This is a genomic window from Algoriphagus sp. 4150 (assembly GCF_031457395.1).
GTDB lineage: Bacteria > Bacteroidota > Bacteroidia > Cytophagales > Cyclobacteriaceae > Algoriphagus.
The window spans coordinates 147,382-172,903 of sequence record NZ_JAVDWS010000004.1; the positions used below are offsets into that span (position 1 = coordinate 147,382).

Genomic DNA, 25,522 nt, shown 5'->3' on the forward strand with positions numbered 1-25,522 from the left:
ATCTTGTACAGTAAAGCTGAAACATCGAGAATCCGATCGGAATTTTGGATCGCTTTTGGGCAATACATGAAGCCCATTCCGAATGCGGAAGGGAGAAGAATCAACTGGCCAAATTATAAGACCGGAGTGCGCAACATTTATTTTCGGATGAAGGCAGAGCGTGATTTTGCGTCTATTGGAATAGAAATTGGCCATCCCGACGAAGAACTGCAGGAATTGTATTTTGATCAATTTGGCACGTTTAAAAAAATGCTTGAATCTACCATAGGAGAGGAGTGGGATTGGAAATTACATCAGGTGAATGAATTTGGGCAGCAGGTGTCTAAAATCGAAAAAACTCTTCCAGATGTTAACGTGATGGATTCGGAGGACTGGCCAAAAATCATCTCTTTTCTCAAACCCAGAATCATCGCGTTGGATGAGTTTTGGCAGAATGTGAAACCGGGTTTCGAGAATTGAAATATTACTAATCAGTATTATATGAAAATTCATTCTCCTTCCAAAATAGGTGTGTTTTGGGCATTGCTGGCTATCCTTACTTTGTATGGTTGTGATAGGAGTTCTGCCCCGCAAACACACTTTTACTATTGGAAAAGTAATGCACACCTTGGTGAACTTGAAAAAGAAACGTTTGAAGCACTTCAAGCAGAGAAACTATACCTCAGGTTATTTGACATTGACAAGAAACCGGGAGCGCAGCCTGAGCCCGTGGGTGTTATCAATGCTTTTGATACGACAGGGTTAAATGCTGCTTACATTCCCGTAGTGTTCATTACAAATCGGGTATTTTCCGGATTAGCTCAAGAAGAAATCAAGCAACTTGCAGTAAATACACATCAACTTATCGGGCAAATTTCCGAAAAAAGTAAGCTTGTAAACTACGATGAAATTCAGATAGATTGTGACTGGACGAATAGTACACAATCCGCTTTTTTCGCTTTTTTGGAACACTTAAAGCAACTTTCAAACACTGAGATAAGCTGCACTTTGCGACTTCATCAAGTAAAGTATAAGGAAAGTACGGGGATCCCGCCTGTGGACAAAGTGTATGTGATGGCCTATGCGACTTCAAGCCCTTTGGAAGATACCGAACTTAACTCCATACTTGATTTGGCTTTGCTTGAAGATTATTTGCAGACCATCAACGAGTACCCTTTGCCTTTTGATGTTGCGTTGCCGCTTTATTCCTGGGCGATAGTTACCAATCATCTGGGCGAAAAAAAACTGATCAACGGTGTAAGCATTCAGGAATTGGAAAATGAAAATTTTGAAAGGAAAAACAACGAGACCTACACTGTGCAGCAGGATGTTTTTGTAAGAGGAATGTGGCTCAACAAAGGGTTTACGGTTAAAGTAGAAACCATCAGTCCACAATTATTAAGGGAAACTAAATCGTATTTTCGGAAGAAATTAAAACAACCTTACAACCTTATTTATTATCATTTGGATAGCTTGTTTCTAAAGCGATTTTCAATAGATGATTTGAAAGGTTAATTTTTGACCTTTGCGATAAGACCCAAACATAAACTTCAAAACCGATGAACAAGATATTTTTTATCCCCCTGTTTTTTGTAAATGTGTTTTTTGCGTTCGGTGAAAAGCCTGTTTCCAGTGTTGCTTTTTGTGCCGGAGGTTGGGGAGAAGACTATTACTACTACAACCTTTTTGCCCAAGAAACAATTGATGAGCCCCAGTACCTCCCTTTCTTAATGACGTATGATGCAGCTTATTATACTTCTGAAACGACAACGGACAACGAAAATATTCAGGACTGGCAACGGTACTTTGACATTTCTTACCAACAAGCCTACGAGTTGGTTTTTACAGCATCCAAGAATGAAATTGATGCCCTTGTGAAAGGAAACCCTATAGAAAACAACTCCTTGTCATTTGCCAATCCTTCTTTCGTAAAGAAGCACAAGCAAGCCTTGCTTTATCTTTCTTATGCCAAATACCTAGAGCCTTATATGGCGGTAAAACACACGGAGGGATATAGCTGGTATAGCCGCCCGGACCGCAGCGTTTCTGAGCTGGATTATGCACAAGTGATTAGGGTGCTAGAGCGAAGCTGGAAGGCTGAAAGCGATGTGGATCTAAAATTGCGCTATGGCTATCAATTGGTGCGCTTTGCCCATTACAATCTTGAGTTTAATGATGCGCTTGACTATTTCAAAACCCACGTAGAAGTACTCAACCATCGCCCTATAATGTACTATTATGCACTGGATCACAAAGCCGGTGCAGAGCGTGGTTTGGGCAATCATATGCAGGCCATGCATGATTTTTTTCAGTTTTTTACGCACACAGCCAACAAAAAAGACCAAGCGTTGACTTCGATGAAGGTAACAATGGATCTTGATTTTGAGAGATTGCTGCAAGAAGCCACGACCACTCATCAACAAAACGAACTATATCTTTTATTGGGGTTTAAAGAGTTTAACAATCCATTGGCAGCTTTTGACAAAATCATCAGCAATGACCCAAATGCACCCCAAGCAAAAGTCTTAATGGCGCGTGCAATCAACCATCTGGAACGCTCCTTTTTGCCTACGGAATATTATTGTCCATATGACAAGCCGAACTGTTGGGAAGGTGTAGCAGATCTTCGGATTCCTCTGGGAGCAAACTCCCAGTCCATCGTTTTTCTAGAGCAAACGCTTGAGGCTTCATTGAACCAGATAAAAAATCCGAATATTGAAGACGTTGACTTCTGGCATCTTACGTCTGCTTGGCTCTATTTCATCCAAAAGAATAACACTGCATCCAAAGCCCAGCTGGACTTAGTAAAACAGACTAAATACCAGCCTCAAAAAGACAAACTGGAGATGCTGTTACTTATAATTGGTCAGCCTATTGTCAGCTCTGAGTTTGAGGAAATATTAGTGAATCGTTACAAAATCTTCAATGATGCTGAAGATGAGGAGAGAGATTCTTATTGGCCTTCTACTAACGATTTTATCATAGATGTACTGGCTAATCGCTATGTTCTGCAAAAGGATTATGCCAAAGCATTTCTGTTGCAAAACTCCATCCTAAATCTGGAGTACAACCCTGATTTAGAGCTTTTGGATGCGATAGAGGAATTATATTATAAAAAAGGGAAAAATGTACTGGAGCAACATTTGGTAGCATCTATCACACCGAAGCATTATGACTATAATATTCGGAAATATGTCACTGATAAAACCTTCGATTTTCCTGTTTACATTGCTTTTGTCAAGGGCAATACTTTGCTGCGCCAAGGGAAAGCCAAGCAGGCAAAGGAACAGTTTGAATTGGTGCCGGACGACTACGCAAGGGTCAAAGACTCTTACAGTACAGCTACCCAGCAATACGAACCACTTTACAACGGCTATGCCAATGTACCCGCAAGTATTTTTGGTTACAATCGTATCGAGTGTTTTGAATGCCCGGAAGACATGCTTATAGGTGAAACCCAAAAAGCAGTAGAATTAGATTGTCTGGATGATTTTCCATTCATCAAGCCTATGATGAATAAAGGTGAGCTTGCAGAAGCTGTCCTTCAGTTAGAAAAAGCAGCAAACAAAAAAGGGGAAAAAGCTGCGAAAGCTCATTATTTGCTGGGTAATTTCTATTACAATACGACTACGATTGGCTATTACCGCCATATTCTGGCTTTTGATAGCTCCAATGGAAATGGAAGTAAATACAGCAACTACCTGAGCTGGAGCGGTCAGTACGTAGTAAAGAAACCAACCTACCCATTATATTTCAAAAACTACGGCTTCCAGTCATGGTTTCCCGACAATTTCCACTTGCCTTTGGAACATCTGGACAAAGCCTTAAAACTTGCCAAAGACGATGAATTGAAAGCACAAATTCTCTTTGCTGCCGCCAAATGTGAGCAGGGTATCTTTTATAGTACGCAAGATGATGATGAGCTGAACAATCTGAAATCTTTGAATTATCAAGATCGGTATAACAAACGCCTGGAAGTAAAAAACACACGCTATAGGGAATATTTCAAAAAACTGAAAGACTACGACCATACCGCGTTTTATGAAGAGGTGAAGACCTATTGCAAGTATTTTGACTATTATACCAGTCATTTTTAATTCCCGGCTGCTTTTCCATGAAAGTATTTGAAATAATAAAAAACAACTATACATGAAATCGAGCCTGCCTTCTGGTAGGCAGGCATGATCCCGTACCTACGGTAACACACACTGGGATGATTATCTGTTATGCGAGATTCCATATGGCCACTGAAAAACAATTATAATCATATGAAAAGGCTTTTTTTATATCTCTCCCCTATAGCGTTTTATATGCTTCTCTGTTGCTCCGTCAAGGAAAACACTCATCAAATCACTATAGTTGAGTCAGGGGTGGATAGAATTACCTATTCTATCGGGCAGAATGAGGAGAGAAATTGGATAATTACGCCGGAATTAAATCCGGACAGATTGTTCGTGGAATGTCCCCTGGGTGAAAGCCAATCTGTGGTGTTCGTTACCGACAAAGATTCTGTTGGATTTAAAGTTAGTTTGGGGGACACTATCCGCTTTGCCATAGTATTGCCGGAACAGGATACAGCTTTCACTGAAATAATTGGCTTGAGGAAAAATGTTAATTTCAACAATGACTATGTGACTTCCCATATAGGGAAGTTCGATGTAGAAGTACCTGAAGTGCATGAGCTTGTAAATATTGCTGTTGCCATCTCCGAAATCGGTCAGCAGGATTCAAACCTTGTGGATATGACCACGCTTTATTATCGGCAGGTGATGGAACACTTTCTTCCTTTCAACAACCATCCTTTATTGGAAACCATAAACAGGAATATCACTGAAGTTCTTGGGGGCGAAAGCTATAACTATTATTATGCTTTAAAAATGAATGCCTGCGGTTACAACTTTACAAATGCAGATTCGATTGTGAACAAAGGCATTATTTACAAGATGGATTTTTCCAACAACCCTGATCCCATAGAGGGAAACGAGGACTTGTTTATGGATTTTGCAGAGAAGACCAACTTCAGGGAGTTCTACAAAAGCCAGTCGGAATACTATGACTCATTAAAACAAATGTATGAAGCGCTGAACCCAGTGGATAAAATGTGGGCATGGCTTGAAGGACAGTTTCCCGAAAAATACAATTACTACCATATCACTTTTTCTCCATTAGTCCATGGAGCACACTCGGCTCAAACATATATGGACAACGGTTTTAGGCAAATCTCCATGTTCGTTGCACCGGCCAAGATGGTTGATTCCAAAAACAACTTCTTAAACGAGATGAGGAATTCCCGTGTGGTTTTTACAGAGATAGACCACGGATATGTCAATCCTATATCAGACATGTATGCTCAACAGATCAACGACGCTTTTGGGGATAAGGAGAAATGGGCCATGGGCGAAAATTCTGGTTTGTACAGCTCGCCCGTGCTGACTTTCAATGAGTATATGACCTGGGCTGTCTTTTCTCTTTATTGCCTTGATACATATCCGGAGTATGAAGTTTATTCCTTTATTGCACGGATGGAAGAACAGATGGTCGATGGGAGAAGATTTAACAACTTCAAAGCGTTCAACCGACAACTTATATCCCTGTACAAAAAGCATGGCAATTCCAAGAAAGTATATGAGCTCTATCCTGATATTCTGGCATGGTGTGCCAAGCAATAGATTTCTTCCAAAGTATAAATTGGCTTAAAGTGACCTAAAATCGCAACACCTATGGCAAATCATAAGCTATCTTATTATTCAATTTTCAGTTACCCATAAGGAAAGTTGGATAGAGTAAGAGGATAGCCTAGAAATCATGAGACGAAATCAAAAGTTTGTATGCAAAAATGGTCTTGTTAAAAAATAAGCAGTTTTCTTTTCCATCATTGAGGCGGATGTTGGTGGATAATAGATACTTGCCTATAACAGCCCAAATACGTCGCTAGACAAATACATTCAACTATTCGTCCATTTTGCCATTGGCTCAAGGAAGTAGGTTTGATATCTAATAGACCATCAAGTAAGGATGAAAATATTTTTGAAATATTCGTTCTCATTTTCAGTGTATTAGGTGTGATGGGTTAAAATGTGTTTGCTTAAAAGAAAATAGAAATTACCTTTGCATTCCATTTGAGACACAATGGGAGTTTAGCTCAGTTGGTTCAGAGCATCTGCCTTACAAGCAGAGGGTCGGGGGTTCGAATCCCTCAACTCCCACATTCAATAAGGTTTCCATACGAGGAAATGGCATATCACTCTTGGGAGTTTAGCTCAGTTGGTTCAGAGCATTCCGATGCAATCGGAAGAGTCGGGTTTCGAACCTCTCAACTTTCACATGTCATTATTGTACTCTGAAGTGAGTATTGTCAAATTATTGGGAGTTTAGCTCAGTTGGTTCAGAGCATCTGCCTTACAAGCAGAGGGTCGGGGGTTCGAATCCCTCAACTCCCACATTCAATCCCGAATTCTTCGGGATTTTTTTGTTTTATGGCATGTTACTTTTACATATTGCACTCTACCCTACTCGACAGATTCTACATCGGGCATACCTGTGAAACTCTTGCCAAAAGACTGAGAAAGCACCTATCCAACCACGGCGGATTCACCTCCAAATCCAACGACTGGAAACTGGTTTATTCCGAAGAGTACCCTGACAAAAAAAACTGCCCACCTAAGGGAAAGAACAATAAAAGCTTGGAAAAGCAAAAAGAAAATAATCGAATTGATCCAACCCTATATCTAAGCTCAGGCTTTTCTCAGAGCATTCCGATGCAATCGGAAGGGTCGGGGTTTCGAATCCCTCAACTCCCACATTCAATCCCGAATTCTTCGGGATTTTTTTTGCCCAAAAAAAAAGACTGTCTCAATCATGAAATAGTCTCTCTTTGTATGGAATAGCTACTTTTTTTACTCCAAATTCAGCATAAAGCCTGCCCTAAACCATCTTCCCGGCATTTGGACAGTGCCTGCTTCTAGGTAATCTGTGTTGGTAATATTGGAAGCTTCCGCAAAGAATCCCACTTTTCCGGCACGGTTATAATCTACCCGCATATCCAGCAAATAATAAGGATCTTGGCCCATTCTTTCCAAATACCTCATTTTGGTGTTCCATTCGATTTTTTGGCCTATACCTGCAAGTACTCCTCCGATGACTTGATTTTTTAAAGCTGAGAAAGAGTATAGTGTTTCGATTCCGGGTTGATTGATCAGATTTGCATCAATGTAATTATAAGCAACCATAAATTCCTTGATCTGAAGAGCCCTTCCATTCGGATTTACACGGTAATTTAAAGACGCTTCAATTCCGTTGAATTTCACTTTATTAAAATTCTGAGGCATCCAGGGAGTCCCCTGATCAGGTCTAGTCCATTCGATCAAATTATCTGTGTTTCTGTTGAAGTAGACCAATTCAGCAAAAAATCCCGATTTAGACCATTTTGCCCCGATTTCAAAGTTCTGCGCTTGTTCAGGTTCAAGCTGATCGTTTCCGACATTCGTTGGGCCTTGATAGTAGAGGTCGGTATAAGTTGGGATTCTAAAACTTATGCCATAGCCGGAATATATCCGTAATTCTTTGGTTGCTTGAAAGCCCAGTTCGGCCCCCGGAAAATGCTTCCATCCATAACCTGTATAGTAATTGGAATATACTCCTGCACGTAAATCCACTTTCGTTCCAAAATTGATCATCTGTTCTAGGAATATACCGGTCAGCGTACGTTCCCTGTCCCCGAGATTGGTGCTTTCTATGGATTCTCTTCTGGTTTCTATCCCAAATCCGGTGGTGCCCAGACCGGTTTCAAAATTACCGTTTGCTTCCAAGGCGAAAACATCTGTCGTGTGGTTGTTTTTATAGAATTCCGGCTCATTCCGTCTGAGTACATATTCATCCCGGTTTCTTCGGAAATATCCACGGGTATTCAAATAGAACTTATTCAGTGTCAGCGTATGACTTAATGAAGCCAAGGTCGTTTGTATGCTTTCCCATTGATCGGGAAAAGCGCTGGAGTAAAAACCATTCGCTCCAAAATCCCTGTCTGTGTAGGCAATCATACCTTTTACGGTGTTCTTCTCATCCAGGTCAAGCCCGCCTTCGTAGAAAATATTGCTTACCTGATAATCTGAGTTATACCAATGGCCATTTGAGTCATCGTAGGATATGGCAAGGTTCTGTTTGTAGTTTCCCACAGGCAGAGAGCCTGCAAAATTAATCCCCTTCATTCCAAAGTCGCCTGCATATCCCTGAATTCTGGCGTATTTTCTATCACTGAGCTCAGTAATCACATTGATAGCTCCTGCATATGCATTTTGGCCGAATACCCGGGATGCCGGACCTTTCAATACTTCCACTCTATCTATATTCACCAACGGAACAGGGATATTCATCATGTGGTGCCCGGTCTGAGGATCGCTTAGCTTGATGCCATTAAGGAGCATGAGCGTCTGTTCAAACGATCCGCCACGGATACTTACATCTGCCTGCACGCCGGTCACCCCACGCTGGCGAATATCCAGACCCGGCACGAAAGACAGTACTTCGGGAAGGCTACGGCCCGGAGTGGTTTCTATTTGGAGTTTGCTGATTAGTGAGATGTTTCTGCTTTGCTTCGAAAATGGAAGCTGAATCCTGTTTTCTTGGATCATCACTTCACCTAAATCCTGAGTGGTAGTGTCAGTTTGGGCATTTGCAGCAAAAATTAATGCCAGAAAAGTGACTAAGAGTACTGGTTTTTTCATGTGTTTATAATTTGTCTTTCAATGGCCACATAGCCTGTCCCGATCCGCCGCGGCGGATCGGGAGAATCTCGCATGCATTATAATCATCCCAGTGTGTGTTACCGTAGGTACGGGATCATGCCTGCCTAAAGGCGGTAGGCAGGCTCGATTTCATGGGTAAAGGTTGTAATACTAATTCAAAAGTGGGCTGAAAATATGCTTTTTCCAATAATGATACTTTTCTAAATATTCGTTAAAGGGTTTACTCTCCTGTAAAATTTACTGGAGCTTAAAATCGCAATACTTACTTTTGAGACTAAATCAATAAATAATATGTGCAGGAAAATTATAGTTAAGCTGCTTTTTGCCGGAGCATTGCTCGCAGGAATCAGCAATTCTTTTGCTCAAGAAGTAAAAGAAAACAACCAAAAAGAATTTGGTGAATTCATCGACAGAAAAGGAACCTATACCCGATCTGCTTCCGGAAAACCCAACATTGGTTATTGGCAGAATAAAGCTGATTATCAGATCGCGGTGACGCTGGACGAAGAGGCGCACACACTTTCCGGAGCTATTACGCTTACGTATACCAACAATAGCCCTGAGACTCTTGATTTCATCTGGATGCAAATGGAGCAAAACAGATTTACTGAAGATTCCCGCGGCACACTTACTACTCCTATCCAAGGGAATCGATACAATGGCGATACGGATGGAGGATTTGATGTGACTAATCTAAAGGCAAAAGTCGGTGCTAAAGGATCTGTGTCTACCAAGCACATCGTGTCAGATACCAGAATGCAGGTGTGGTTTAACGAACCAATCCCGGCAAAGGGAGGTACAGCGACAGTTTCTATGGATTTTTCGTTCAAAGTTCCGGTAGAAGGAATGGATAGAATGGGAAGATTGGAAGTTGAAGATGGGTGGATTTATGCTTTTGCACAGTGGTATCCTAAAGTAGCCGTATTTGACGATGTGGAAGGCTGGAATGTGGAGCCTTATCTTGGAGCAGGAGAGTTCTACTTGGAATACGGGGATTTTGATTACAAAGTGACTGTTCCTTATGACCACATCGTGGTGGGATCCGGTGAGCTGTTGAATCCAAAAGAAGTTTTGAGTAAAGAACTTCAGAATCGTTATGCAAAAGCAAAAGACAGCGATACTACGGTAATGCTGATTACTGCGGACGAATTAGGCAATACAGAATTGACCAGACCTAAGCAAGATGGAACTGTCACCTGGCACTTTGCCATCCAAAATAGCCGAGATGTGGCTTTTGCTACTTCTAAGGCATTTATCTGGGATGCAGCGAAAATTAACCTGCCCAGTGGAAAAAAAATCGTGGCACAGTCTGTTTATCCCAAAGAATCCAATGGGGTAGAAGCTTGGTCAAGGTCAACCGAATATAGCAAAGCTTCGATAGAGCATTATTCAGAAAAATGGTTTGAATTCCCGTATGCTACTGCAACTAACGTGGCAGCAGACATAGGAGGAATGGAATATCCGGGATTGAACTTCTGTAGCTACAATGCCAAGGGCGAGGGGCTTTGGGGAGTGACTGATCACGAATTCGGTCACAACTGGTTTCCAATGATTGTAGGTACCAACGAGCGTCGGTATGCCTGGATGGATGAAGGCTTCAATACCTTTATTAACCATTACAGTACGCTGGCATTCAATGAGGGAGAGTATCCTTCTACGCTGAACCAGACCCGTAGATATGTGAATTTTTTCACCAGCGAGACCAGAGAAGGAATCGATACGTATCCGGATGTAGTGGATGTCAATAATCTTGGAATGCTGGCTTATAACAAACCTGCGTTCGGCTTGCTGATGCTAAGAGAATATATCCTGGGGCATGAGCGATTTGACAATGCATTCAAATCTTACATCAAAACCTGGGCTTACAAGCATCCTCAGCCTACGGATTTCTTCAATCATATGGAAAATGTAGCCGGTGAAAACCTGTCTTGGTTTTGGCAGGGATGGTTCTATGGAACAGGCAATATTGACTTGGCTGTAAATGCAGTTATTCCATATGCAGGCAATTATGTTATTGTACTGGCTAATAAAGGTGATATGCCTATGCCGGTGCAGTTGGAAATCACGTATGAAGACGGTACTAACGAGCGCAAGATGCTACCTGTAGAAATCTGGCAGCGAGGTGATACTTGGAATTACTTGCATAAGACAGATAAGCAAGTGAAGTCTGTAGTAATCGATCCGGATAAACTTCTTCCTGATGTGAATCTGGGAAATGATAGCTGGCCACAACATGTGTATGAAGATTAAAAGAAAATCCCGGATGCAAGTCCGGGATTTTTTTATTAGTCAATAATCATCATTGATTTCAAGCCATAGCCCATCAGGATCCTGAATGTAGATTTGGCGGATACCATCCACCCGGGTAGTGATTTTTCCCTTTTCTCCAGGCCAGCTCTCAAAGGGATGACCTGTGTCTTGAAGAGTTTTGATAAATGCATCCATGTCCTGCATGCTGAAGCATAGATGGTTCACTTTGGAGATTTGTGTAGGAATATTCGGTGCTTCGATGATATGGAGTGCAGCTCCTCCTCCGATATCATACCAAGCATGTAGCCCATCTTTGAAGGGTTCCTCGATTTCTTCCAAACCGACTATTTTCTGATAGAATTCCTTACTGGTATTTAGGTTACTTACATGGACAGCAATGTGATTGACTTTGATTTGGGCAAAAGTACTCATAGTGATTCCTAGCAATATAAAGGTGAATAGGGCTTTCATAGATTTTTGGATCATAAATTAATTGGAAAGCTTAATGTTAGCGCATTTGAGAATAGATTGAAAATAAATGCAGAGAATAAACAGGAAAGCATCCGTCTGGACGAATGCTTTCCTGTTCTCAACTTATAGAATTACCTGCTATTCTTCCTCTTCTTTATGGAGATCAGTAGCTAAGGCTAGTTTCTCCGCTTCATCAAATAATTTGATGGCTTGGAGATAGACTTCATTGATGTCATTGACTACTTTGTAGAAGGCGCTGTCATCATAGATTTGTCTTCCCAGATGCGCTTTTACCAAGATTTTAAGATAATCTTTAGACTTGTTGAAATCCGTCTGATCAAATTCCACCTTATTTTTCGTGCCATATTTTACTAATTCCTCAAGCATAGCATCACTCACAGTGTAATCTGTATAGAACTGGTCTAAGCTCATGTTTTCAAATTTGGATTTGTTTTCATTCACAAAGTCAAGAATAAATTCTCTAGATGAATCAGAGTTGAAAAGCTTGCTCACATAGGCTGAGGACATGGTAGTATCCCACGGAACAAAGTAATCAGGCATGATTCCGCCGCCGCCGTATACTGTACGTCCTTTTACGGTTTCATACTTCAGGCTGTCATTGAATTTAATGCTGTCCGCTGAGAAGAATTCGCCATGCTCAAAACGTGCAACCCAATCTCTTTCATAAGCTTCGTAATTGGCTCCATAAGGCTTTTGGATAGATCTTCCGGAAGGCGTAAAATATCGTGCGATCGTCAATCGTAACTCCGCTCCATCAGACAAATCAATCGGCATTTGAACCAAACCTTTTCCGAAGGATCTTCTCCCTACGATCAATCCTCTGTCGTTGTCTTGAATAGCTCCTGCCAGAATCTCTGAAGCTGATGCAGAACCTTCATTTACGAGAACTATTACAGAACCTTCCTCAAATATGCCGGGCTTGAATGCATATGCTTTTTGATTGTATTGCTCTACTTTTCCTTCCTGGGACACGATCAAAGCTTTTTCTCCCAATAGTTCATCTGCCATATTGATAGCTGCTCCCATGTATCCACCCGGATTTCCCTGAAGGTCAATAACGAGTTTTTTCATCCCTTTGCTTTTCAAATCAGTAATGGATGCTTTGAACTCATCATAAGTGGTAGCGGCAAATCGGGTTACTTTGATGTAGCCGATTTCATCATTGACCATATAGGAGGCGTTGACACTGTATTGAGGGATTTTGTCGCGGGTTATCTTGTATTCTATAAGATCTTTTTGATTTTTGCGCTTCATGTCCACCACTACCACAGAGCCTTTTGGCCCACGCAGTTTTTCGAATACATCACGATTAGTCACTCCTACACCCGCTACGTTTTCTCCATCTACCCGGATGATTTGATCACCCGACTGGATTCCAAGTGCTTCCGAAGGACCGCCGGTCAGCGGAGCCACCACATAGATCGTATCCCGTATGATACCGAATTCCACACCGATCCCATCGAATTCTCCATCCAGTTGCGATTTTGCCAAAGAAGCATCCTTAGCAGGGATATAGCTTGAGTGTGGATCTAAGTGTTCAAGCATTTTGTTGATGCCGTATTCCACCAGTTCATTGGTATTGACACTGTCCACATAGTCTCTATTGACATAGGTCATTATTTCCTGGAGCTTGTAAAGTGCAGCCCTCAGATCATTTTGATTTCCTTTTGGCTCAGCAAAAGTTGCCCCAATCCAAATTCCTGCTGAAATGGCCAAGGCCAAAATTATAGGAAGTCTGATTTGGGATTTAGTGTTTTTTGTCTCGCTCACAGCTTTCTCTTTCAGTTGGTTATATTTCTTTATTGTTACGGTAAACTACCCAAATTCACCCTCTTTTTAAGGAGTCATTTGATAAAGCTAACAAATGTTTATACGAGGGGAAGGTATAATGGCTCAATTTATTCCCCTTTTTTCTGTTAAAAAAAATTATTTTTGCAAGATGCGAACTGTTGATGATTTTGAAAAGGCCCTGGTGGGAGACTTAGTTTCTGAAAACTATGTCTTTGCTTCTGTGCTGCATTATTTCGGAATCAGCTTTTATCAGTATCCTACGGAGTCTCTTGAGTTGGTTTGCAAGAAACACAAAGTGCATTCCAGTCAGTTGATTACGGAGCTGGAATCATGGGCTCAGCGGAAGGAGCCTTCCACCGAAGAGCTTTACCTGAACCCTATAGAAATTTTGGTCGCATACTTGAAAAAGAAGCACTACTATTTCGTGCGACAGGAATTGCCTTTTCTTTCCAATATCATCTCCGGAATAGTACCGGATCCCCAATTCGCATCCTTGATGGCGGATCTTCGGATTATGTTTCCGCTATTTGTGGAGGATTTTATCCATCATATACATGAAGAGGAAAGCAGGCTTTTCAAGAGAATTGAGTTACTTCAGGATATCGAGGAAAATAGATTTTCGTTGAAGGACGCAATTACGATTTTGGAAAGGGATCCTGTTCATCTGCTGGCTGATCAGCATGAGATCCATGAGGATGAAATGGAAGGAATCAGAAGACTGACCACGGATTATTCGTTAGGGGCGGATGCCCCACTTACCATGAGAGTGCTCTACCATGAGCTGCAGAATTTCGAACACGAACTTAAAATCCACGCGAAAATCGAGGACGAACTTCTTTTTCCGAAGGCTGTGGAGCTGGAAAGAGAAGCGCTGCGCCAGATTCGTAAAAAAATGGGAAAAAACTGATGCCCAGAATACTTGCGATTGATCTGGGAACTAAAAGAACGGGACTAGCCGTTACAGACCCGTTGAAAATATTGGCGAATCCTCTGGAAACCATCGAGACCTCCAAACTTCTTGAGTATCTAAGCACCTACTGTGCAAAAGAAGAAGTAGATACGCTTGTGCTGGGCTATCCGACAAGATTGAATGGTCAGGACAATGAGATGACTCCCAAAGTGATTACCATGAAGGATAGACTTTCGAAGGCTTTTCCTGATAAAAAAATTGAACTTGTCGATGAGCGGTTCACTTCCAAAATGGCCATGCAGAGCATGATTTCCATGGGAAGTAAGAAGAAAGACAGAAAAGAAAAAGCCGGAAACTTGGACAAGGTGAGTGCGGCAATTATTCTACAATCCTATTTAGAGAGACGATGATTTACCCAATAGTTGCCTACGGTAACCCTATATTGAAGAAAGTGGCAGAAGAAATTACCGAAGGGACAGCACTCGATGAGCTGATTAAGAATATGTTTGCCACTATGGATAATGCCAGTGGTGTAGGTCTGGCCGCACCCCAAATCAATCAGGGGATTAGCCTTTTTGTGATAGATAGCACGTTGATGCTGGACGAAGAGGATGAAGAAGTCGGGATTAGACGGGCTTTTATAAATCCGGTAATTTTGGATGAATATGGAGATGATTATAGCTTCGAAGAAGGCTGTCTGAGTATTCCTGAAGTTCGTGCCGAGATCACGCGTCCGGAGACGTTGACTATCGAGTATTACGACGAAAACTGGAATCTGAAGGAGGAAGAGTTCTCCGGAATGACAGCCCGTGTGATCCAGCATGAATACGATCACTTGGAAGGAATTCTATTTGTGGATTACCTGAAAGGTCTGAAGAAACGATTGGTGAAATCCAAGTTGATTGACGTAAGTAAAGGCAAGGTATCCACTGATTACCGAATGATTTACCCATTAAAATGACCAAAGCTTCCGAACTCACCATAGCGCTTGTACAAACTGACCTTCATTGGAAAGATAAGGTCGCCAATCTGGCTATGCTGGAAGAGAAGCTTTGGGGGGTAGAGGAGGGAGTGGATTTGATTATTCTGCCGGAAATGTTTCCTACGGGATTTAGCATGGATGCTGCCGAACTTGCGGAGCCCATGAATCTCACTGTCTGCAAATGGATGCGACAGATCGCTGAGCAGAAAAATGCCACCGTTACTGGAAGCGCAATTATCCAAGTGGATGGGAAGTTTTACAATCGCTTGCTTTGGGTGAGTCCTGACGGAATGATTCAGCACTACGACAAGCGGCATCTGTTTAGAATGGCAGAAGAGGAAAAGTCTTTTACTGCGGGAGAGCGACTGCCAATTTTTACTTTGCAAGGCTGGAAGATTTGCCCTCAGGTTTGTTACGATCTTAGATTTCCTGTCTGGTCCAGAAATAGGATGATCGATGGGGAATTAGCTTATGATCTTATTTTTTATATTGCTTCATGGCCGGCAGCGAGAGTTTCCGCTTGGGATGCGCTTTTGCCGGCAAGGGCTATAGAGAATTTGTCTTATTCCATTGGGGTGAATAGAGTGGCAGAGGATGGGAATGGAATAGCTTACAACGGACATTCTGCCGTCTACGACTTCAAAGGAAATCAGCTTGGTTTTTTGGGAGAAAGCGAGAAAATCACCCTAGTGACCTTAGAGGCGGAGGCATTGGATGGCTATCGGGAGAAATTTCCGGCGTGGATGGACGCAGATGATTTTTTGGTCAAGTAATCCTTTTTTCAGACAGTCAGTACTTTATGCGAGCGGAATTTGAAACAAGGATATTTTCCGTATTTTAGCCGCGATATTTTAAGACCCTGTTTCTCTTTTTCCATTCCATTTTAAAGTAAATGAGTAAGACCGAAGAATGGTCGATTGAAGATTCAGGGTGTAACTAGCCTTTTTGAATTCTTAAAACCATGAGTAACCAAACTCCAAAAATCCTTTATACGCTGACTGATGAAGCTCCGGCTTTGGCCACGTATTCCCTATTGCCCATTGTAGAAGCATTTACCAAATCTGCCGGAGTATCGGTAGAGAGCCGTGATATTTCGCTTTCTGCCAGAATCATCGCCAACTTCTCAGAGTTTCTGACTCCTGAGCAGCAGCTGCCGGATACCTTGGCGGAATTGGGTGATATTGCCAAAACTCCAGAAGCCAACATCGTAAAGCTTCCGAATATTTCTGCATCAATTCCTCAGCTAAAAGCTGCGATCAAGGAGCTTCAGTCGCAGGGATATGGACTTCCTGATTATCCGGAAGAGCCAAAAACTGAAGAGGAAAAAAATATTAAAAGTAAATACGACAAAATCAAAGGTTCTGCAGTGAACCCCGTACTCCGTGAAGGAAACTCAGATCGTAGAGCTCCCCAAGCGGTGAAAGCTTATGCACGGAAGCATCCGCATTCTATGGGTAAGTGGTCGGCAGACTCCAAGTCTCATGTGGACAGTATGACGGAAGGTGATTTTTACGGAAGCGAAAAATCCCATACCATGGCTGATGAGGCTGTTGTTTCTATTGAATTGCAGGGTGCGGACGGCAGGAAAGAGATCCTTAAATCAGGCTTGAAGATTCAGGCAGGTGAAGTGATAGATGCTTCCACCATGAGCATTGCAGCTTTGACAGCATTTCTAAGAAAAGCAAAAGCCGAAGCGAAGGCCCAAGGTGTTCTTTTTTCTCTGCATATGAAAGCTACAATGATGAAGGTATCTGATCCTATCATCTTTGGACATGCGGTGAAAGTGTTCTTTGAGCCGGTTTTTGCCAAGCATATTGCTAGCTTCAACGAGGTAGGAATTGACGTGAATAATGGATTCGGAGACTTGATCTCCAATCTGGATAAACTTTCTATTCCGAAGAGAACCGAGGTAGAGGCAGATATTGCTGCTTGCCTTGCAGATAGTCCGGACTTGGCTATGGTTAATTCCGACAAGGGGATTACCAATCTACATGTGCCAAGTGATGTGATTATCGATGCTTCTATGCCTGCGATGATCAGGACTTCAGGTCAGATGTGGAATAAGGCCGGTAAACTTCAAGATACCAAAGCGATCATTCCGGATAGATCTTATGCAGGGGTTTATCAGGCTACGATTGATTTTTGCCGCACGCATGGAGCTTTTGATCCATCTACGATGGGTTCTGTACCTAACGTGGGTCTGATGGCCCAGAAAGCTGAAGAATATGGTTCTCATGATAAAACTTTCGAAATCCCCTATGCAGGTACTGTAAAAGTGCTTGATCAAAAAGGACATGAAATCTTCTCACATGAGGTGGAAGCAGGAGATATCTGGAGAATGTGCCAGACAAAGGATGCACCTATTCAGGATTGGGTAAAGCTGGCCGTGACCAGAGCAAGACTTTCCAATACACCTGCTATCTTCTGGTTAGATCCTCAGCGCGCACATGATGCAGAGTTGATCAAAAAAGTAAATAAATACTTGTTGGATCATGACCAGACGGGATTGGAGATTTCTATACTTTCACCTGTGGAGGCGACAAACCTTTCTTTGGCTCGCATCAAAGAGGGGATGGATACGATCTCTGTCACAGGGAATGTATTGAGAGATTACTTGACGGATTTGTTCCCGATATTGGAATTGGGTACTTCGGCCAAGATGCTTTCTATCGTACCGTTGATGAACGGCGGAGGGTTGTTTGAGACCGGAGCAGGTGGATCTGCCCCTAAGCATGTGGAGCAGTTTGTGACAGAAGGTCACTTGCGTTGGGATTCATTGGGAGAATTCCTTGCATTGGCTGTTTCTTTAGAGCATTTGGGTCAAACATTCCATAACGACAAAGCTTTGCTTCTTGCTGAAACGCTTGATCAGGCAACAGGAAAATGGCTGGAAAATGATAAGTCTCCTGCAAGAGTGGTAGGTAAATTGGATAACAGAGGAAGTCATTTCTACATCGCACTATACTGGGCGGAAGCGCTTGCCGGGCAAAATAAAGATGTGGAATTGAAAGCCAAATTCACTCCGATTGCAAAGGCCTTGGCTGATAAAGAAATTGCAATTGTAGACGAATTGAATGGCTCTCAAGGTGTGCCGGTGAATATCGGAGGGTATTTCAGACCGGATGCAGCATTGGCATCTCAGGCAATGAGGCCAAGCGCTACGCTAAATGATGTGCTGACACAATTGGTATAATTATCGATTTTTACAATAAAAAAAACCGGGTTTTCACCCGGTTTTTTTTATTTCTAGCCGCACAACTAGATGAGAAGAAATAAAATCTGTTTTTAATCACCAAATCCAATAACCGTGATTCAGAAATCAGATTACTCCTCCTCAAAATCCACTTTATTATCCCGCATAAAATCCTTGATCACTGATACGTGAATGCATTCCCCCAAATGAATAAATGCGTAGTCATTTACTTTTTTGGCTTTACCATGGGCGATGATCGCTTTCTCTTCTATATCAAATCCCAAGTGCAAATGTTTGGTTTGGCTTTGCATACCGCATATTTTTCCCGAAGCATCAAAAAGAGGTCCTCCGCTTTGACCTCTTAGACCAGGCGTACTCATTTCGATTCCATAGACTTTCCCTTTCTTATCTCCCAAAAATCGTGTCAGCATCCCTTCGATGGGAAACCTGGGAGAGCGCATGGCTCCGCTATTTGTCCATTCCAAGCATTGATTTTGCTGATTTAGCTGGAAGTTTGAGAACTCGGGAAATGGAAATCCCAGTCGACAAAGCATCGCTCCGGGATTGATTTCAGAATGATCCTTTTTGAATTTGGGAGTATTGGCGAATAGCGTTTTTTGAAACCCCTCAAATTTGATCAACGCTAGATCGTATTCCGGATGGATGAAAAACTTCATGTTTTTGATCTGATCCACACAATCTACAAAAGTGATACGCATCTCGGAGGTGGCATCGGCTTTCAGTTCCAGTTTTTTGGCTAAGGAAGAGCGCTGCCCTCCGCTCAGTTCTTTGCCTTGCTGAAGGAACGCGGTGTATTTTTGGTTGATCTTATCGGCTTGACTCAGTCACTGGGCCACATGCTTGCAAGTCAGGGCATAACCTTCTTGGTTTACGAAAAACAAGGTGGCAGAGCCTCTTTGGATTTGAGTGCTACCAAAATTTCTGGAAATAGAATGTATTGCCCGGGTAAATCCTGCGGTTTCGATTATAGCTTTTTCAAACATTAAAAATTGCTTATTTCAGATTTCAAAATAGGCAAAAGCATTGTAAAATGAGATTTTTCAGAATTTTTAAGAAAAAAATAATCACCGAAATCGATTGTATTTAATCTGGCTTTTATTGGATTGCCAGATAGTTTGGGCTAGCCAAATAAATGTAATAACTTAGCCATCCCACAGAGATTTTTGGCCAAAAGAGGCATATCCTCTAAGGGGAGATTTAGGAATCAAACCTATACGTAAAATCAAAATAACAATGAGCAAAATTAAAGTTGGAATCAACGGATTCGGTAGAATCGGACGTTTGGCGTTCAGAGTTGCACAAGAAAGAGAAGATATCCAGGTAGTAGCGATCAATGACTTGATCGACGTAGACTACATGGCATATATGCTGAAGTATGACTCTACTCACGGTAACTTCAAAGGCACTGTAGAGGTGAAGGACGGTCAATTGGTAGTAAATGGAAATAGTATCCGTGTCACTGCTGAGAAAAGCCCGGCTAACCTTAAGTGGGGTGAAGTAGGAGCTGACTATGTAATCGAATCAACCGGTATTTTCTTGACTAAAGAAACTGCACAAGGCCATATCGATGCGGGTGCGAAAAAAGTGGTAATGTCTGCGCCTTCAAAGGATGATACTCCGATGTTCGTAATGGGTGTGAATGAAGATTCTTACACTTCTGACATGGTTTTCGTGTCTAATGCTTCTTGTACTACAAACTGTCTGGCTCCAATCGCCAAAGTATTGAATGACAACTGGGGAATCGAGGAAGGCTTGATGACTACAGTTCACGCGACTACTGCAACTCAGAAAACTGTAGACGGACCTTCTGCGAAGGACTGGAGAGGTGGACGTGGCGCAGGTCAGAACATCATCCCTTCTTCTACCGGAGCTGCTAAAGCGGTAGGTAAGGTGATTCCTGAGTTGAACGGTAAATTGACCGGTATGGCATTCAGAGTTCCTACTCCTGATGTTTCCGTTGTAGATTTGACAGTTAGATTGAAAAACCCGGCTACTTACGCTGAAGTTTGTGCGAAAATGAAAGAAGTTTCTGAGACTACCATGAAAGGTGTTCTTGGATACACTGAAGATGATGTCGTTTCTAATGACTTCCTTGGAGATGCAAGAACTTCCATCTTCGATGCAGGTGCAGGTATTCAGCTTTCTGACAAATTCTTGAAAGTGGTTTCTTGGTATGATAACGAGTGGGGCTACTCCAATAAAGTAATTGACTTGGTTAGCTATATTGCTAGCAAATAAGTCTTGCTAAACCCATATAATGAAGCCGTCCACGTAAGTGGGCGGCTTTTTTGCTGCAATTATTTTTAACCACAGTGAGCACGGTGATTTTCGCAGTGGGTATGGGTTAGTGATATCCAAACGCAATTTTTATGGTGGGCGTTATCCTGCTTCTCCTGAAGCTGGATCTACTTGGAAGCCACTTTGGTCTTGCAGCTTTATAAGGAAGTAAATGAAGGAGTAGACCTTATTCCTGATAATTATGTGATTTAATCTTGCTTTACTATCTTCTGCACTCGTATCAAATCATCCGTTGCCTGAAGGATTTTGTTTTTTAAGATAGGGTTGTAATCCGGATTTACCTCTAGAAAGCCTGAAACGATTTTGGCAGCCTCAGGGGAGGTGTATTGTCCCACCGTAACCGATGCCCATCGTTTTGGGAAAAAGATGTCTCCGGTCTTCTGAATGTTCACCAGCAGATCCAGTGCCAATGGGACATGCTTAATTGCCGAGTGCTGACGCAATGGATGATGAATGTAGCCACAGGCGGACAAGACCCAAGCCTCTTTTTCCCGATTAGTCACGTTGCGGAACGATTGGAAGAAGGTGTCCCTTGCTTTTTCATTTTGGGATAAGGCAGGCTGAAGAAAATCGAAGCGATCAAGTTTGTCCGGGTTGCTTATTCTTGTCCGTTCTTCGGTTAAGATTTCAGATGACATAGCATGTCCATACAAAGCCAACGTCATAGCCAGATCCGTAAAGTTGTCAGGGTTGAGCTTTAGGTCCTTGATCTCGATATCCCTTTTCCAGATTTTATAAAGTCGATCCTGACCGGTCCCGGAATAAGCAATTCCGCTGTATAGAGAGAAGATAGTTTTCTTCAGATTGGTGGGGAGGTCTGTTTGCAATTGATTCCATAATTGAACTTCCAAGCCGGGAAGGACTTTTTTCCGTTGGTCTACCGTGAGATATTTCCAGAAAATCGCGCTGAGTTCAGAAGAAATCAAACTTGCTAAAATTTCATTTCCTTCCCTTGCTATTCCTTTTTGAAAAGTCTCAAAAGCCAGAATCGGTTCTATGTTTCCGGAAAGGGTGTTTTCATATAAGTTGATGTATGATTGGCCGCGCATCACCTCATCTGCAAGGTCTGGGATTGTGGCTAGCGATTGTTCGTCAATGGGAAAAACCCCATATCCAAGACCGTTGCTATTGTAGAGGATTCCTGAGGGTCGTTGCTCGCCGATAGCTTCTTTCAGATTCAGGGATTTACCTGTCATAGAAACAGCCAAGGTCTTGCTGGTGTCAGGATAAAAGAGTGTAATCTCGAATAGCTGAGGCCATATTTTGTCTGAGCCATCTTCGGCTTTTTGGAAAATTTCAAATGAACTTATGGTTCCGTCCTTAGCGAGTTCAATGTTGTCGGTAAGGATTGGTCTTCCGGATTGATTCACCCACACTTCACTCCAATGGTGAAGGTCCATTTCTGTATTTTCATCCAGAAGCGCTATCAGATCATTCCATGTCGCATTGTCGTTTGCATAGGTCTTGATGTATGCTTGAATACCTTTTTGAAATGCTGCTTCACCCATGGCTGTCTCCAATTGGCGCATCATGATCGGAGCCTTGTCATAAATTATGCTTCCATACAGTGATCCCGCGTCCTTTAAATTGGCTAGTTTTTGACGGATTGGGTTGGTCCCTAGTGTACGGTCCTCTCCGTAAGCCGCAGGATAATGATTGGTTAGAAATAACAGCTCGTGATTAATCTCGGGGTAGGCGGGGTTGACTAGTTTGCCGGCCATGAAGTTGGCAAAAACCTCCTTCATCCACACATCATCAAACCAATCCATCGTCACCAGATCTCCAAACCACATATGAGCGGTTTCGTGACCTATAAGTTTTGCGCGGCTTAGCAGCTGGGAGTCTGTTGCATTTTCATCCAAGAAAAGAGAGGATTCCCGATACTGGATCGTTCCTACATGTTCCATTCCTCCATATTGGAAAATCGGAATCGTGGCAAAATCAAGTTTCTGAAAAGGAAAAGGATAAGCAGTGTAGTTTTCTAGAAATTCTTTAGCCTTCTGATGGAGACGGAATACTTCGGGGATACTGGATGCTATTTTTTCAGCGCTCGTTTCCCGATACAGCATTGTTTGAGCATAGCCGGAATCAGCCTTTGCCAGATCGAATTTCCCCGCTACAAAGGAGAATAAATACGTACTCATCAAATCAGACTTGGCAAAGCGGTGCGTGGTGAATTCACCTTTGTTATCAGCCCCAATTTCAGGTGCTCCTGCCAAGACTTTCCATGCGGTAGGCGCACTGATGGTCAATGTGTAGTTTGCCTTTAAATTTGGCTGATCAAAACAGGGGAAAAGCGTTCTTGCCCGATCAGGAACCAGTAGAGTATAGAGAAAATCCCCGTTTCTATTCAGCGAAAGCTCTCCTGCCAGGAAATCAAGCTCAATGGAGTTGAATCCCTTTTTAAGCAACTCCTCAGGAATGATGATGTGCTCGTCCCTATGAGCGATTTCACTCTCTTGACCGTTCACTTTCAAGGAAAGTAAGTGGGATGATTTCTCATGGAAATCCAAGATCAAGGGATGGCTGAGGTCACTGAGCTCAGCTTCCAAAATTAGATGTGCAGGAATTGGATCTGATTTCCTCGAAGGAATATCAAATGACAGTTTGTAATGGATATTCGCTAGTTGCTGTTTTCTGAATTTTGCCAGTTCTACCGAGATCCCCGGATCATAAAAATGTTCATCTGAAGGAGATGTCTTGCAGGAAAAGAATATAAGCGCAAGCCCAAAAAGCACAACTAGTTTTTTCATGTGATTATAATTTGTTTTTCAAAGACCACATGGAATCTCGCATGGTAAATAATCATCCCTCTCCCGAAGCAAGTTCGGGACAAGTTGTGTGTCGTCTTCGGCATGCTTGATTTCATGTCCCAACAACCAGCATATTTTGAAGGAATAGCAAAGTGATTTCCATTAGTGTTTTTCAAATGGACTTACATTCGTGTAACATCTGATTTCTTTATGTATGCACTTTTATCCTTCCAGTCAACTTCGTACCAGATATCCTTGCTGGACTTGATATTCACTCGATGTCCGGGTTCTACCCTGTCTATCAGTTCACCACCAGCAGATGGTTTGCTTACAATAAAAGTAGGACTGCTGGTAATAAGACCAGTTCGGGGGCCGTTCAGGAAATTGTTGGCTAAGAAGATTAAGATGATAAGTAGAATAGTTGGCCAGAAGGTTTGAGTCTTCTCCGATTTTCTGCCGGTGATCCAACTTAGTATAATAGAAACCACAAGGAAAATCGCCAAAACGGCTACAATATATTCCTGGTATTCAGTAAGAAAAATAAGAAATCGTTGTGCATCACTTACTTCGTATCCTATTAGGGAACTTTGGCCAGTTAGACTTTTAATCTTGGTTATTGCCTGTGGATTAGGATCTAGATCGTAGTATTTGCTCAGGAAAAGAGTAGCTCGTTCTTTGTCTCCAATACCTTCCGTGATGAAGGCCATTTTTAGCAACATTGCCGGGGAATAAATCCCGGATTGATAGTTAGAGTCATAGATTTCCATTGCTTCCTTGTAGCTTCTGGCATTAAACAAAGAATCTGCTTTTTTTAGATCAATTACATCTGCTTGACAATGAATACTTTGTATTGATATCGATAAAAATATCAAAAGTTTTGTGAGAAAGATTGATTTCACGTTTGGCATTTAAAATTTGTCCCCTTATTTTTGCAGTCCAATTACGGCAATGATCTGGCAAAAAGCAAGGCTAGGGAGTCAATTTGAAAGGTTTTTGATCACCGGAAAGTAGTTAAAATTTCTGAAAATTTTCAGAACTAACTAGTCTCACTCTCCCTGATGATTATAGGGAGGTAGAGCATCCCCGATGGCTATCGGGAGGGTGCAGGGTTGGTGTCAAGAAATAAAAATACCTAAGTGGAAAAAGATTCACTTGAAATAATATGATTCCGTAGCTCAGCTGGTAGAGCAATACACTTTTAATGTATGGGTCCTGGGTTCGAGCCCCAGCGGGATCACAGAATGATTACAGAAATGACAAGGCGCACGTCATCAAAAATAATCACAGAAATTAACTTACAAGGAGTTAAAAAGAAAGTTTCGGGGTGTAGCGTAGCCCGGTATCGCGCCACATTTGGGATGTGGAGGTCGTAGGTTCGAATCCTGCCACCCCGACTTTATTTATTTCTGTTTTGTCAGTAGTCTAAAGATTTATTGACATTACTTATCCGGTCCTGTAGCTCAACCGGATAGAGCAACTGCCTTCTAAGCAGTAGGTTTCAGGTTCGAGTCCTGACAGGATCACTTCTTAAAAGCGGAATTGCGTTCCGCTTTTTATTTTATTGAGTATTTGATTCCGTAGCTCAGCTGGTAGAGCAATACACTTTTAATGTATGGGTCCTGGGTTCGAGCCCCAGCGGGATCACAAAAAAGCAGTCCAAATGGGCTGCTTTTCTTATTTTTAGCCAACTGGTACTTAACATGGCAACTCTTTACATTCTCTTTTCTGAAGAGCTGAACAAGTTCTATGTAGGCGCATGTTCAAATCTAGAAAGGAATATGTAGGAGCACAACGTCGGGCAGTTGAAATTTACTGCAACGGGAATTCCCTGGAAGCTGATTTATAAAGAAACGTTCGAGGATTTACAATCAGCCAAGCGTAAATCAAGAAGATGAAATCCGGAAATAGAAGTTTTAATATGCCTTTCAATGGTTAACCTTTTTTCGCAATCTCACCAATGATCTCAGCTGTTTTGTACACAGCATAAATAACTCATCAATCCTTCATGTTTTTCAAAGAGGATTGTCGGTTTTTTTAATAAACCAGCCCACTTTTACTAGTCTAGATAAAGCTCAATCTGAGTCCTAATCCTTGCTTCCGGCTTGGTCA

19 protein-coding genes and 7 tRNA genes are annotated in these 25,522 nt (G+C 42.1%); 19 read left to right on the top strand and 7 right to left on the bottom strand.

Translation table 11 applies throughout. From position 1 onward, the window contains the following. The first annotated feature begins 3 nt into the window (after positions 1–3). From J2X69_RS08300 to J2X69_RS08335, 8 genes are all read left to right on the top strand, one after another. Positions 4–459, top strand: a complete 456-nt coding sequence (locus J2X69_RS08300; RefSeq protein ID WP_310101396.1) for a DUF4268 domain-containing protein — start codon at positions 4–6, stop codon at positions 457–459. A gap of 21 nt (positions 460–480) precedes the next feature. Further along, positions 481–1,494 (top strand): hypothetical protein, encoded by a 1,014-nt coding sequence (locus tag J2X69_RS08305; RefSeq protein ID WP_310101400.1) that lies wholly within the window; start codon positions 481–483, stop codon positions 1,492–1,494. 44 nt (positions 1,495–1,538) lie between these two features. Then, positions 1,539–4,076, top strand: a complete 2,538-nt coding sequence (locus J2X69_RS08310) for a hypothetical protein (protein WP_310101404.1) — start codon at positions 1,539–1,541, stop codon at positions 4,074–4,076. 171 nt (positions 4,077–4,247) lie between these two features. Beyond that, the gene (locus tag J2X69_RS08315) at positions 4,248–5,648 is read left to right on the top strand and encodes a DUF4932 domain-containing protein (RefSeq protein ID WP_310101407.1); all 1,401 of its coding nucleotides are present in this window, start codon (positions 4,248–4,250) and stop codon (positions 5,646–5,648) included. 462 nt (positions 5,649–6,110) lie between these two features. Further along, positions 6,111–6,185, top strand: a tRNA-Val gene (locus tag J2X69_RS08320). Positions 6,186–6,228: 43 nt separating this feature from the next. Next, positions 6,229–6,302: transfer RNA gene (locus J2X69_RS08325), tRNA-Cys, on the top strand. Positions 6,303–6,344: 42 nt separating this feature from the next. After that, positions 6,345–6,419: transfer RNA gene (locus tag J2X69_RS08330), tRNA-Val, on the top strand. A 36-nt stretch (positions 6,420–6,455) separates the two neighbouring features. Further along, positions 6,456–6,866 (top strand): GIY-YIG nuclease family protein, encoded by a 411-nt coding sequence (locus tag J2X69_RS08335; RefSeq protein ID WP_310101411.1) that lies wholly within the window; start codon positions 6,456–6,458, stop codon positions 6,864–6,866. A 9-nt stretch (positions 6,867–6,875) separates the two neighbouring features. On the opposite strand, the gene J2X69_RS08340 is transcribed toward J2X69_RS08335, so the two are convergent. Beyond that, positions 6,876–8,702 carry a TonB-dependent receptor domain-containing protein gene (locus J2X69_RS08340; protein WP_310101414.1) on the bottom strand — a complete coding sequence of 609 codons (1,827 nt, stop codon included), beginning with the start codon at positions 8,700–8,702 and terminating at the stop codon, positions 6,876–6,878. A 312-nt stretch (positions 8,703–9,014) separates the two neighbouring features. On the opposite strand from J2X69_RS08340, the gene J2X69_RS08345 reads away from it, so the two are divergent. Further along, positions 9,015–10,973 (top strand): M1 family metallopeptidase, encoded by a 1,959-nt coding sequence (locus J2X69_RS08345; protein ID WP_310101417.1) that lies wholly within the window; start codon positions 9,015–9,017, stop codon positions 10,971–10,973. A 39-nt stretch (positions 10,974–11,012) separates the two neighbouring features. Here J2X69_RS08345 and J2X69_RS08350 read toward each other — a convergent pair whose 3' ends face one another. Beyond that, complete coding sequence (locus J2X69_RS08350) at positions 11,013–11,444, bottom strand: VOC family protein (RefSeq protein ID WP_310101420.1); 432 nt, start codon at positions 11,442–11,444, stop codon at positions 11,013–11,015. 138 nt (positions 11,445–11,582) lie between these two features. Beyond that, positions 11,583–13,235: a S41 family peptidase gene (locus J2X69_RS08355; protein WP_310101423.1), complete on the bottom strand. Its 1,653-nt coding sequence runs from the start codon at positions 13,233–13,235 to the stop codon at positions 11,583–11,585. A gap of 169 nt (positions 13,236–13,404) precedes the next feature. On the opposite strand from J2X69_RS08355, the gene J2X69_RS08360 reads away from it, so the two are divergent. The 5 genes from J2X69_RS08360 to J2X69_RS08380 all read left to right on the top strand — a co-directional run bounded on the left by J2X69_RS08360 (position 13,405) and on the right by J2X69_RS08380 (position 18,341). Further along, positions 13,405–14,163, top strand: a complete 759-nt coding sequence (locus tag J2X69_RS08360) for a hemerythrin domain-containing protein (protein ID WP_310101426.1) — start codon at positions 13,405–13,407, stop codon at positions 14,161–14,163. Then, positions 14,163–14,576 carry a Holliday junction resolvase RuvX gene (gene ruvX, locus J2X69_RS08365; RefSeq protein WP_310101428.1) on the top strand — a complete coding sequence of 138 codons (414 nt, stop codon included), beginning with the start codon at positions 14,163–14,165 and terminating at the stop codon, positions 14,574–14,576. Before J2X69_RS08360 ends, ruvX begins: the two co-directional genes overlap by 1 nt. Continuing rightward, positions 14,573–15,127, top strand: coding sequence for a peptide deformylase (def, locus tag J2X69_RS08370; protein WP_310101432.1), 555 nt, complete (start codon positions 14,573–14,575; stop codon positions 15,125–15,127). Before ruvX ends, def begins: the two co-directional genes overlap by 4 nt. Then, positions 15,124–15,921 (top strand): amidohydrolase, encoded by a 798-nt coding sequence (locus tag J2X69_RS08375; RefSeq protein ID WP_310101434.1) that lies wholly within the window; start codon positions 15,124–15,126, stop codon positions 15,919–15,921. Before def ends, J2X69_RS08375 begins: the two co-directional genes overlap by 4 nt. A gap of 188 nt (positions 15,922–16,109) precedes the next feature. Beyond that, a complete protein-coding gene (locus J2X69_RS08380) occupies positions 16,110–18,341 on the top strand; it encodes an NADP-dependent isocitrate dehydrogenase (RefSeq protein ID WP_310101436.1) in 2,232 nt (743 codons plus the stop codon). 131 nt (positions 18,342–18,472) lie between these two features. Here the strand turns inward: J2X69_RS08380 and J2X69_RS08385 are convergent, their stop codons facing one another. Beyond that, positions 18,473–19,018: a hypothetical protein gene (locus tag J2X69_RS08385; protein ID WP_310101439.1), complete on the bottom strand. Its 546-nt coding sequence runs from the start codon at positions 19,016–19,018 to the stop codon at positions 18,473–18,475. A gap of 168 nt (positions 19,019–19,186) precedes the next feature. After that, a complete protein-coding gene (locus tag J2X69_RS08390) occupies positions 19,187–19,345 on the bottom strand; it encodes a hypothetical protein (protein ID WP_310101442.1) in 159 nt (52 codons plus the stop codon). Positions 19,346–19,595: 250 nt separating this feature from the next. Here J2X69_RS08390 and gap point away from each other — a divergent pair, with 250 nt between their 5' ends. Next, a complete protein-coding gene (gene gap / locus J2X69_RS08395) occupies positions 19,596–20,600 on the top strand; it encodes a type I glyceraldehyde-3-phosphate dehydrogenase (protein ID WP_310101445.1) in 1,005 nt (334 codons plus the stop codon). Between the two features lie 248 nt (positions 20,601–20,848). On the opposite strand, the gene J2X69_RS08400 is transcribed toward gap, so the two are convergent. Beyond that, positions 20,849–23,413, bottom strand: coding sequence for a M1 family aminopeptidase (locus tag J2X69_RS08400; RefSeq protein ID WP_310101447.1), 2,565 nt, complete (start codon positions 23,411–23,413; stop codon positions 20,849–20,851). 182 nt (positions 23,414–23,595) lie between these two features. Then, positions 23,596–24,210 (bottom strand): SH3 domain-containing protein, encoded by a 615-nt coding sequence (locus tag J2X69_RS08405; RefSeq protein WP_310101450.1) that lies wholly within the window; start codon positions 24,208–24,210, stop codon positions 23,596–23,598. Positions 24,211–24,577: 367 nt separating this feature from the next. Here J2X69_RS08405 and J2X69_RS08410 point away from each other — a divergent pair. The 4 genes from J2X69_RS08410 to J2X69_RS08425 all read left to right on the top strand — a co-directional run bounded on the left by J2X69_RS08410 (position 24,578) and on the right by J2X69_RS08425 (position 25,057). After that, positions 24,578–24,650: transfer RNA gene (locus J2X69_RS08410), tRNA-Lys, on the top strand. A gap of 83 nt (positions 24,651–24,733) precedes the next feature. Further along, a tRNA-Pro gene (locus tag J2X69_RS08415) sits at positions 24,734–24,807 on the top strand. 55 nt (positions 24,808–24,862) lie between these two features. Beyond that, a tRNA-Arg gene (locus J2X69_RS08420) sits at positions 24,863–24,936 on the top strand. Between the two features lie 48 nt (positions 24,937–24,984). Beyond that, positions 24,985–25,057 (top strand) — tRNA-Lys (locus J2X69_RS08425). The last annotated feature ends 465 nt before the right edge of the window (positions 25,058–25,522 follow it).

What these genes read in the sequence shown, in the direction of transcription:
- J2X69_RS08305 (WP_310101400.1), top strand. Translation starts at nt 481, where the DNA reads ATGAAAATTCATTCTCCTTCCAAAATAGGTGTGTTTTGGGCATTGCTG.
- J2X69_RS08310 (WP_310101404.1), top strand. Translation starts at nt 1,539, where the DNA reads ATGAACAAGATATTTTTTATCCCCCTGTTTTTTGTAAATGTGTTTTTT.
- J2X69_RS08315 (WP_310101407.1), top strand. Translation starts at nt 4,248, where the DNA reads ATGAAAAGGCTTTTTTTATATCTCTCCCCTATAGCGTTTTATATGCTT.
- J2X69_RS08335 (WP_310101411.1), top strand. Translation starts at nt 6,456, where the DNA reads ATGGCATGTTACTTTTACATATTGCACTCTACCCTACTCGACAGATTC.
- J2X69_RS08340 (WP_310101414.1), bottom strand. Translation starts at nt 8,702, where the DNA reads ATGAAAAAACCAGTACTCTTAGTCACTTTTCTGGCATTAATTTTTGCT.
- J2X69_RS08345 (WP_310101417.1), top strand. Translation starts at nt 9,015, where the DNA reads ATGTGCAGGAAAATTATAGTTAAGCTGCTTTTTGCCGGAGCATTGCTC.
- J2X69_RS08350 (WP_310101420.1), bottom strand. Translation starts at nt 11,444, where the DNA reads ATGAAAGCCCTATTCACCTTTATATTGCTAGGAATCACTATGAGTACT.
- J2X69_RS08360 (WP_310101426.1), top strand. Translation starts at nt 13,405, where the DNA reads ATGCGAACTGTTGATGATTTTGAAAAGGCCCTGGTGGGAGACTTAGTT.
- ruvX (WP_310101428.1), top strand. Translation starts at nt 14,163, where the DNA reads ATGCCCAGAATACTTGCGATTGATCTGGGAACTAAAAGAACGGGACTA.
- def (WP_310101432.1), top strand. Translation starts at nt 14,573, where the DNA reads ATGATTTACCCAATAGTTGCCTACGGTAACCCTATATTGAAGAAAGTG.
- J2X69_RS08375 (WP_310101434.1), top strand. Translation starts at nt 15,124, where the DNA reads ATGACCAAAGCTTCCGAACTCACCATAGCGCTTGTACAAACTGACCTT.
- J2X69_RS08380 (WP_310101436.1), top strand. Translation starts at nt 16,110, where the DNA reads ATGAGTAACCAAACTCCAAAAATCCTTTATACGCTGACTGATGAAGCT.
- J2X69_RS08385 (WP_310101439.1), bottom strand. Translation starts at nt 19,018, where the DNA reads ATGAAGTTTTTCATCCATCCGGAATACGATCTAGCGTTGATCAAATTT.
- J2X69_RS08390 (WP_310101442.1), bottom strand. Translation starts at nt 19,345, where the DNA reads ATGTTTGAAAAAGCTATAATCGAAACCGCAGGATTTACCCGGGCAATA.
- gap (WP_310101445.1), top strand. Translation starts at nt 19,596, where the DNA reads ATGAGCAAAATTAAAGTTGGAATCAACGGATTCGGTAGAATCGGACGT.
- J2X69_RS08400 (WP_310101447.1), bottom strand. Translation starts at nt 23,413, where the DNA reads ATGAAAAAACTAGTTGTGCTTTTTGGGCTTGCGCTTATATTCTTTTCC.